The sequence below is a fragment of the Streptomyces jumonjinensis genome (assembly GCF_009600885.1).
In the GTDB taxonomy this organism is placed as follows: domain Bacteria; phylum Actinomycetota; class Actinomycetes; order Streptomycetales; family Streptomycetaceae; genus Streptomyces; species Streptomyces jumonjinensis.
Window position 1 is genome coordinate 9,213 of record NZ_VCLA01000165.1, and the last position, 8,660, is coordinate 17,872.

Genomic DNA, 8,660 nt, shown 5'->3' on the forward strand with positions numbered 1-8,660 from the left:
CCGTGAACCCTCGGCGGTACTGGGCGCTCGTGCCGCATACTAAGCGGTCGCTTGCCCCTGCGGAAGCCCCCCGGAGCGCGGTTTCGGCCGCGTCGGCCGCCGCCCCGGAGAACCGCGCCGGGACGCCCCGCGACACGCCCGCCGGGCAGCGTCCATCCGTACGGGCGGCGCCCCTGCCGGATCACGATCCGGTCTCAGGGGCTTGCCACTCTCCATGTAATCGATTCCAATCAGGGCTGGAATCCAGCAACCGGAACCTGAGGCTCGCCGATTCCGCACCCCCGGTCTCCCGCTGAGGGACCGGTATGTCAACTGATTCCTCAAGGAGGTGGTCCGGCGGTGGCAAGCATCAAGGACGTCGCGGCGCACGCCGGGGTGTCCGTCGCGACGGTGTCGCGCACGCTCAACGGTCATCCGTCCGTCAGCCCCGGCGCGCGAACCCGGGTCCTCGCGGCTGTCGAAGCCCTGGAGTACCGGCCCAACGCGGTCGCCCGCTCCCTGCGCACCGATCAGACGCACACCCTGGGCCTGGTCATCAGCGATGTGCTCAACCCCTACTTCACCTCGCTGGCCCGTGCCGTCGAGGAGGAGGCCCGAGCCCTCGGCTACAGCGTCATCATCGGAAACGCCGATGAACGGCCCGAGTTGCAGGACCACCACATCCGGACCCTGCTGGACCGCAGAATCGACGGGCTGCTCGTCTCCCCCGCGGACGGCCGCTCCCCGCTGACGCTGGAGGCCGTGCGGTCCCCCACGCCGGTGGTCCTCGTGGACCGCTGGCTGCCGGGCCTCGACGTGCCGGTGGTACGCGCCGACGGCCGCGTCGCCGTGCACGATCTGGTCGCCCATCTCCACGGCCTCGGCCACCGCCGTCTCGCGATCATCACGGGGCCCGCGTCCACGACCACCGGCAGCGAGCGGGTGTCGGCCTTCCGCTCCGGACTGAGCGCGTTCGGACTGCCGCTGCCCGAGGCGTACATCGGACAGGGCGACTTCCAGGCCGAGAGCGGACGCCGTGCCATGGAGCGCTTCCTCGCGCTGCCCGAGCCGCCCGGGGCCGTCTTCGCCGCCGACAATCTGATGGCGCTCGGCGCGCTGGACGCGATCCGGGCGCACGGCCTGCGCGTGCCGGAGGACATCGCCCTCGCGGCCTTCGACGACATCCCGTGGTTCGTGCACACCGACCCGCCGCTCACCGCCATCGCCCAGCCGACCGATGAGCTGGGGCGGGCCGCCGTGCGGGCGCTCATCGCCCGGATCGAGGGCCGTCCCGCGCGGTCCGTCACCCTGCCCGCCCGTCTGGTCGTACGCCGTTCCTGCGGCGAGCCCGCTCCCCCGGCGGGTCCGGAGCCCCTGACCGGACCGGCCATGCCCGCCGTACCCGCCGGACCCGTGTCGGAGAGCGGCGGAACACAGCCGCACGGGACCGCCGGGCCCGACCCGAGGAGCACCCCATGAGCGCCCCGGACGAGCTGCTGCGCGTCGAAGGGGTCCGCAAGGCGTTCCCCGGTGTGGTCGCCCTCGACGGCGTCGACTTCGATCTGCGCCGCGGCGAAGTGCATGTCCTCCTCGGCGAGAACGGCGCGGGCAAGAGCACCCTGATCAAAATGCTCTCCGGGGCCCATCGGCCCGACGCCGGGCGGATCACGGCCGGCGGCCGGGAGGTCCGCATCCGCAGCGCCCAGGACGCGGAGCGCCTCGGCATCGCCACGATCCACCAGGAGTTCACCCTCGTACCCGATCTGAGCGTCGCCGAGAACATCTTCCTGGGCCGGCAGCCGCGCCGGTTCGGAATGATCGACCGGGCGCGGATGGAGACGGCCGCCGCCGAGCTGCTGGAGCGGGTGGGCGTCGCCGTCCCGCCCCGGACCGCGGTGCGTGAACTGGGCGTCGCCCGACTCCAGATGGTGGAGATCGCCAAGGCCCTCAGCCTGGACGCCCGGGTTCTGATCATGGACGAGCCGACGGCCGTGCTCACCTCGGAGGAGGTGGAGAAGCTCTTCGCCATCGTGCGCCGGCTGCGCGAGGACGGCGTCGGCATCGTCTTCATCACCCACCACCTGGAGGAGATCGCCGCACTGGGCGACCGGGTGACCGTCATCCGCGACGGCCGCAGCGTGGCGCAGGCGCCCGCCTCCACCCCCGAGGACGATCTCGTACGGCTGATGGTGGGCCGCGACATCGACCAGCGGTATCCGCGCGAGAGCGGGGAGCCCGGGGCGGTGCTGCTCTCCGTCGACGGGCTGACCCGCGAGGGCGTCTTCCACGACATCTCCTTCGAGGTGCGGTCCGGAGAAGTCGTCGGCGTCGCCGGTCTGGTCGGAGCGGGCCGCACCGAGATGGCGCGGGCCGTCTTCGGCGCGGATCCGTACGACACCGGCACGGTGGAGGCGTGCGGGGTGCGGCTGCCCGCCCATGACGTGCCCGCCGCCATGGCCGCCGGCATCGGGCTGGTGCCCGAGGACCGCAAGGGCCAGGGACCGGTCCTCGACGCGTCCGTCGCGGACAACCTGGGCCTGGTCACCCTGCGTTCGGCGAGCCGCGCCGGGCTGGTGGACCGCCCGGCCCAGCACACCGCGGCCGGGCGGATCGCCGGGCGGCTCGGGGTGCGGACGGCGAGCCTGGAACAGCGGGTCCGCACCCTGTCCGGCGGCAATCAGCAGAAGGTCGTCATCGGCAAATGGCTGCTCGCCGATGTCAGGGTGCTGATCCTCGACGAGCCGACCCGCGGTGTCGACGTGGGCGCGAAGGTCGAGATCTACCGGCTCGTCAACGAGCTCACCGCCGCCGGACACGCCGTACTGATGATCTCCAGCGATCTGCCCGAGGTGCTGGGCATGAGCGACCGGATCCTGGTCATGGCCCAGGGCCGGATCGCCGGTGAGCTGACGGCCGCCGAGGCCACCCAGGACGCGGTCATGACCTTGGCCGTGACCGACCCGGCGGCGACCGGGAACCGAGAGACGGAGGAATCCCGTGACCGCTGACACCGCTGCCCGCGCGCTGCGCCGCGTCCTGCTCGACAATGGCGCGCTCACCGCGCTGGTGGTGCTGACGGTGGCGCTGTCGCTGCTGTCCGACGACTTTCTGACCACCCGGAACCTGCTCAACGTCGGGGTGCAGGCGGCCGTGACCGCCGTCCTGGCGTTCGGCGTCACCTTCGTCGTCGTCTCGGCGGGCATCGATCTGTCCGTGGGCTCGGTCGCCGCGCTGTCGGCGACCGTGCTCGCCTGGACGGCCGCATCGGACGGCGTGCCCGTCTGGCTCGCCGTGCTGCTCGCCATAGCCACCGGCGTCGGCTGCGGCCTCGTCAACGGCGCGCTGATCTCGTACGGGGGACTGCCGCCGTTCATCGCCACGCTCGCGATGCTCTCGGTCGGCCGGGGGCTCTCCCTGGTGATCTCGCAGGGCAGCCCGATCGCGTTCCCCGAGTCCGTCTCGCGGATCGGCGACACCCTGGGCGGCTGGCTGCCCGTGCCCGTACTGGTGATGGTCGCGATGGGGCTGCTCACCGCGCTGATCCTGAACCGTGCCTACATCGGGCGTGCCATGTACGCGATCGGCGGCAACGAGGAGGCGGCCCGGCTCTCGGGGCTGCGGGTGGCCCGGCTGAAGCTCCTGGTCTACGTGCTCTCCGGGCTGTTCGCGGCGGTCGCGGGCGTCGTGCTCGCCGCCCGGCTGGGCTCGGCTCAGCCGCAGGCGGCGCAGGGCTATGAGCTGGACGCGATCGCGGCCGTCGTGATCGGCGGGGCGAGCCTCGCGGGCGGTGTCGGCAAGGCGTCCGGCACGCTCATCGGCGCGCTGATCCTCGCGGTGCTGCGCAACGGGCTCAATCTGCTGTCCGTCTCGGCGTTCTGGCAGCAGGTCGTCATCGGTGTGGTGATCGCGCTGGCGGTGCTGCTGGACGCGGCCCGCCGCCGGGCGGGGACCGGCGCGGCGGACGTGGCCGGCACCGGGTCCGGGGGCCGGCGGAAGAAGGCCGCCGGCCTCGCGCTCGCCGCCGTGGTCGCCATGGCGGTGGCAGCGGCGCTCTCCCTCTGGAATCCGCACACGTCCGGCGCGCGGACCACGGTGGGCCTGTCGCTCTCCACCCTCAGCAACCCCTTCTTCGTGCAGATGCGGGCGGGCGCGGAGGCGGAGGCCGATTCCCTGGGGGTGGAGCTGAACGTCGCCGACGCCCAGAACGACGCGTCCCGGCAGGCTGATCAGATACAGAATCTCACCAGCGCGGGGGTGCGGTCGATGATCGTCAACCCGGTGGACTCGGACGCGGCGGCCCCGGCGGTACGCGACGCCAACAAGGCGGACATTCCGGTGATCGCCGCCGACCGGGGCGTCAGCGGGGCCGCCACGGCGACGCTGGTCGCCTCCGACAACGTCGCGGGCGGCAGACAGGCCGCGAAGACCCTCGCGGAGAAGCTCGGCGGCTCGGGCAGGATCGCCGTACTCCAGGGCACGGCGGGCACTTCGGCGAGCCGTGAGCGGGGCCGGGGGTTCGCCGAGGGGATCGCAGAGTACCCGGGGATCGAGGTCGTCGCCTCCCAGCCCGCCGACTTCGACCGGGCCAAGGGCCTGGACGTGATGACCAATATGCTCCAGGCCGACCCCGGGATCACCGGGGTGTTCGCCGAGAACGACGAGATGGCGCTGGGCGCGGTCAAGGCCCTCGGCTCCCGCGCCGGTTCACCGGTGGCGGTCGTCGGCTTCGACGGCACTCCGGACGGACTCCAGGCGGTCGAGGCGGGCACGCTGTACGCGTCGGTCGCCCAGCAGCCGAGGGAGCTGGGCCGGATCGCGGTACGGAACGCGGTCGCGGCGGCCAGGGGCGAGAAGGCGGCCGACCTGGTGAAGGTCCCGGTGAAGGTGGTCACCGCCGAGAACGTGGCCGAGTTCGGCTGAGCCGGCGCACAAGGAGAGGGAACGAGCGGATGCACGAGTACGACCTGCTGGTCGTGGGATCGGCCAACGCCGATCTGGTGATCGGCGTGGAGCGCAGACCGGGCCCCGGGGAGACGGTTCTCGGCGGTGATCTGGCCGTCCACCCGGGCGGCAAGGGGGCGAACCAGGCCGTCGCGGCGGCCCGGCTGGGGGCCCGTACGGCCCTGCTGGCCCGGGTGGGCGACGACGACCACGGACGGCTGCTCCTCGGCTCGCTGCGCGCGGCCGGCGTCGATCCGGTCGGAATGCTGGTGGGCGGCGCGCCCACCGGGGTCGCCGTGATCACCGTGGACCGGTCGGGCGACAACAGCATCGTGGTGTCGCCCGGCGCCAACGCGCGGCTCGCCGCCGCCGACGTCCGGGCGGCGGGCGGGCTGTTCGGAGCGGCGCGGGTGGTCTCGACGCAGCTGGAGATCCCGGTGGGGACGGTGGTGGAGACGGTACGGTCGCTGGCTCCGGGCAGCCGGTTCGTCCTCAACGCCTCGCCGCCGGCCGAGGTGCCCGCCGAGGTGCTGGCGGCCTGTGATCCGCTGGTCGTCAACGAGCACGAGGCGCGGGCGCTGCTCGGGGACCCGGCCGGGGACGATCCGCGCCGGTGGGCGTGGCCGCTGCTCGCCCTCGGCCCCCGGTCGGTGGTGATCACGCTGGGCGCGGCGGGCGCGCTGGTGGCGGACGGCCTCTCGGGACCGCCGGTCATGGTGCCGAGCCCTCGGGTCGAGGCCGTCGACACCACCGGGGCGGGGGACGCCTTCACCGCCGCGCTGGCCTGGCGGCTGGGGCTGGGCGAGCCCCTGGCGACCGCGGCGGCGTACGCCGCACGGGTGGGGGCCGCGGCGGTGACGCGGAAGGGCGCGCAGGCTTCGTACCCGACCGAGGGGGAGCTCCCGGCGGGGTGAACGGGCGGCCGGGGCGCGCTCCGGGGCCTGTCGGGAGACCGGGAGCGCGCTGGGAGACCGGGCCGGGTTGGGATGCTCTCCGCCGCCCGGGGCCGGCACCGGGCGGGTGAGCGCCTCCTCGGCCCCGGCCCCGGCCGCACGCGGGCGGTCTGCGGCCGGGCCCGACGGTTCGCCGTGGCCGGGCCCGGCGGTTCGCCGTACGACCGCGCTCCACCGCCGCATCCGGGCCCCTGGCCTGCGATATTCAGCTGACTTGAGGGGTGGGCTGACGGCAGGATGCCCTCATGAACCGTCAGATGATCAGCGCTGTCGCCCATGGCGATCACCCCATCGCCGCCCCGCTCGCCGACGACTCGGTCGCCCGCCTTCTCGACCGGGCGCTCCCCCGGGGCGACGAGCGCCTTCTCGACCTCGGCTGCGGCCAGGGCGCCTGGCTGGAGCGCGCGGTGCGCGGCCGGCCCGGGCTCCGTGCCGAGGGCGTGGACATCGACGCCGCCGCCCTCGACCGGGCCACGGAGCGCTTCGCCCGGGAGGGGCTGGGCGGGCAGATCCTGCTGCACGCCGGGAACGCCCGGGAGTTCACCCCGGCGGACCGCTTCGACCTGGTGCTCTGCGTCGGCGCGACGCATGCCTTCGGCGGTCTGCTGCCCACGCTCGAAGCCGCCCGCGCGCATCTCGCCCCGGGCGGCAGCGTGCTGATAGGCGAGGGCTTCTGGGAACGGGAGCCGGACGAGCGGACCCTGGAAGCGGGCTTCGGGGCCGATGAGTACGCCGGCCTCGCCGGGACCGTGGACAAGGTCACGGCGGACGGCTGGACGCCCGTCTACGCCCATGTCAGCTCCCTCGCCGAATGGGACGACTACGAGTGGTCCTGGACCGGGACGCTGGCCGGGTGGGGACTGGACCGGGCCGGGGAGCCGGACGGCGCCGCGGCGCTGGAGGCGGCGGCGGCACACCGTGACGCCTGGCTGCACGGGTACCGCGGCACTCTCGGGTTCGTCACCCTGCTGCTGCGGCAGACGCCCCGCTGACCCCCGGCGGGCCCGGCGGAGGTCAGCGGAGGTCAGCGGGGGAACACCTCGAAGGTCACCGCCGGCCGGCCGCCGAAGCGCCGGCCCGCCGCCTCGGCCGCGCCGGTCAGGAAGGCACGGCAGTAGGCCGCCGGATCCTGGTCGGTGAGCGCCTCGATATAGGTGCGGTGCTCCATGAGCGAGCGGACCGAGCGCTCCAGACCTTCGGTCGCGTCCACCGCGTGCGTCGGCGTGGTGGAGCCGGCGACCGCGACCCAGCGGACGCCGTTCCAGGGTTCGAGGCCCTGCTCGGAGATCAGCTCGGGGAAGATCCAGCGGTTTCCGGCGTCCGCCGCCGCGTCCAGCACCGCCCGGCCCACGGCCCGGTGGTCGGGGGTGTTCCAGTGGACGCCGCCCCAGGTGTCCCGGTGGTTCAGGGTGATGAGCAGTTCGGGGCGGTGTCTGCGGACGGCCGCCGCGATGTCCCGCCGCAGTGCGGCGCCGTACTCGATCACCCCGTCCCGGTGGTCGAGGAACTCCACCGTGCGCACTCCCACGACCGCCGCGCTCGCCCGCTGCTCCCGCTCCCTGATCGGAGCGCACTCGGCCGGGTCGAGGGTGTCGATCCCGGCCTCGCCCCGGGTGGCGAGGAGATACGAGATCTCCCGGCCGCCGTCCGTCCATCCGGCGACGGCCGCGGCGCAGCCGTATTCGAGGTCGTCGGGGTGGGCGACGACGGCGAGCGCGCGCCGCCAGTCGCCGGGCATGGGCTGAAGCTGCGGAGTCGTGTCATCGGTCATGATCGCAGCTTAGGGACCTCAGGACGACGCCGTGTCAGACCTCTCCCCTGACCAGGGAGATCAGCCGGTCCAGCACCCGTCCGCCGCTCGCCCGCACCCCGTCGTGCTCGTACTCGTCGGTGACATAGGTGCGCAGCCCCCGGATGGCGCGGGCGGTGTCCAGCGAGTGTGCGGTGTCCACGTACATGTCGTCGTGGTAGACGGCGGCGGCGACCGGTACCTCGTTGGCCGCGAGCCGTCCGGCGTCGTACAGCGGGGTCCAGTCGGCACGGGCGGCGAGCAGTTCGGCGCACTCGCGCAGCGGGCGCAGCGCGGGGTCGGTCTCGAAGTGCCAGGGGTGGATGGTCTCCCCGGTGAAGAGCAGCGGTGCGTCCCCGTCGAGCGCGCGGGCGGCGTCGAACTGGGGGAATTCGCCCCGTACCCGTTCGGCGGACCAGGCGGTGGGCCGCCCGCCCTGGCCGTAGATCGCCTCGTGGAGCAGGGCGTACAGGGGGTGTCCGGCGAAGGAGAGCTGGGCCTGGACGGCTTCGCGGAAGGCGTCGGAGAGCTCGTGCCGGGCGCCGACCCGGATGAAGGCGTCCTCCAGGAGGTAGTGCAGCTGGTGGCTGCCGTCGCCGCCGCCGAGGAGGATACCGAGGGACTGGAAGGCCTCGGGGGTGAGGGTGTAGCCGCCGGGAAGGGTGGTCGGGTGCTCGGCGAGATGGGCGGCGATGCGGCGGGCCCGCGCCACATCCTGGGGGTAGCGGGCGTAGTGCGCTTCGACCTTGCGCTGGATACGGGGGTAGGCCGCCCGGTAGACGTCGTCGGCGTGGCCGTCGAGGGAGGGCAGACCGCCGGTGATGAACACTTCGCGCAGGCCCTCGGGCGCGGTGGAGAGATAGTGCGTGGCGCAGAATCCGCCGAAGCTCTGGCCGAGGACGCTCCAGGGGGCTCCGCCGGTGAGCTCGCGCCGGACGGTCTCGCAGTCGCGCACGATGCTGTCGGCGCGGAAGCGGGCGAGATGGGCCGCTTGGGCT

The 8,660-nt window shown here is 73.7% G+C and carries 7 protein-coding genes; 5 read left to right on the forward strand and 2 right to left on the reverse strand.

The window, feature by feature from the left end; translation table 11 throughout:
• Positions 1 to 339: 339 nt before the first annotated feature.
• The 5 genes from FF041_RS24105 (at position 340) to FF041_RS24125 (ending at position 6,865) form a co-directional block, all read left to right on the forward strand.
• Positions 340 to 1,458 carry a LacI family DNA-binding transcriptional regulator gene (locus FF041_RS24105; protein WP_323392551.1) on the forward strand — a complete coding sequence of 373 codons (1,119 nt, stop codon included), beginning with the start codon at positions 340 to 342 and terminating at the stop codon, positions 1,456 to 1,458.
• Entirely contained in the window at positions 1,455 to 2,987 is a 1,533-nt protein-coding gene (locus FF041_RS24110; protein ID WP_153524763.1) for a sugar ABC transporter ATP-binding protein, read from the forward strand. Before FF041_RS24105 ends, FF041_RS24110 begins: the two co-directional genes overlap by 4 nt.
• Complete coding sequence (locus FF041_RS24115; protein WP_323392553.1) at positions 2,977 to 4,899, forward strand: ABC transporter permease/substrate-binding protein; 1,923 nt, start codon at positions 2,977 to 2,979, stop codon at positions 4,897 to 4,899. The genes FF041_RS24110 and FF041_RS24115 overlap by 11 nt, the downstream gene beginning before the upstream one ends.
• A 29-nt stretch (positions 4,900 to 4,928) precedes the next feature.
• Positions 4,929 to 5,834, forward strand: a complete 906-nt coding sequence (locus FF041_RS24120; RefSeq protein ID WP_153524764.1) for a ribokinase — start codon at positions 4,929 to 4,931, stop codon at positions 5,832 to 5,834.
• Between the two features lie 284 nt (positions 5,835 to 6,118).
• Positions 6,119 to 6,865: an SAM-dependent methyltransferase gene (locus tag FF041_RS24125; protein WP_153524765.1), complete on the forward strand. Its 747-nt coding sequence runs from the start codon at positions 6,119 to 6,121 to the stop codon at positions 6,863 to 6,865.
• A 32-nt stretch (positions 6,866 to 6,897) separates the two neighbouring features.
• Here the strand turns inward: FF041_RS24125 and FF041_RS24130 are convergent, their stop codons facing one another.
• Positions 6,898 to 7,644, reverse strand: coding sequence for a PIG-L deacetylase family protein (locus FF041_RS24130; RefSeq protein WP_153524766.1), 747 nt, complete (start codon positions 7,642 to 7,644; stop codon positions 6,898 to 6,900).
• Positions 7,645 to 7,678: 34 nt separating this feature from the next.
• Positions 7,679 to 8,660 (reverse strand): alpha/beta fold hydrolase (locus FF041_RS24135; protein ID WP_153524774.1); only part of this gene is annotated, 982 nt, incomplete at its 5' end.

Bases quoted from the DNA above. Each gene is read 5' to 3' on its own strand.
- FF041_RS24120 (WP_153524764.1), top strand. From the start codon at position 4,929: ATGCACGAGTACGACCTGCTGGTCGTGGGATCGGCCAACGCCGATCTG.
- FF041_RS24125 (WP_153524765.1), top strand. From the start codon at position 6,119: ATGAACCGTCAGATGATCAGCGCTGTCGCCCATGGCGATCACCCCATC.
- FF041_RS24130 (WP_153524766.1), bottom strand. From the start codon at position 7,644: ATGACCGATGACACGACTCCGCAGCTTCAGCCCATGCCCGGCGACTGG.
- FF041_RS24110 (WP_153524763.1), top strand. From the start codon at position 1,455: ATGAGCGCCCCGGACGAGCTGCTGCGCGTCGAAGGGGTCCGCAAGGCG.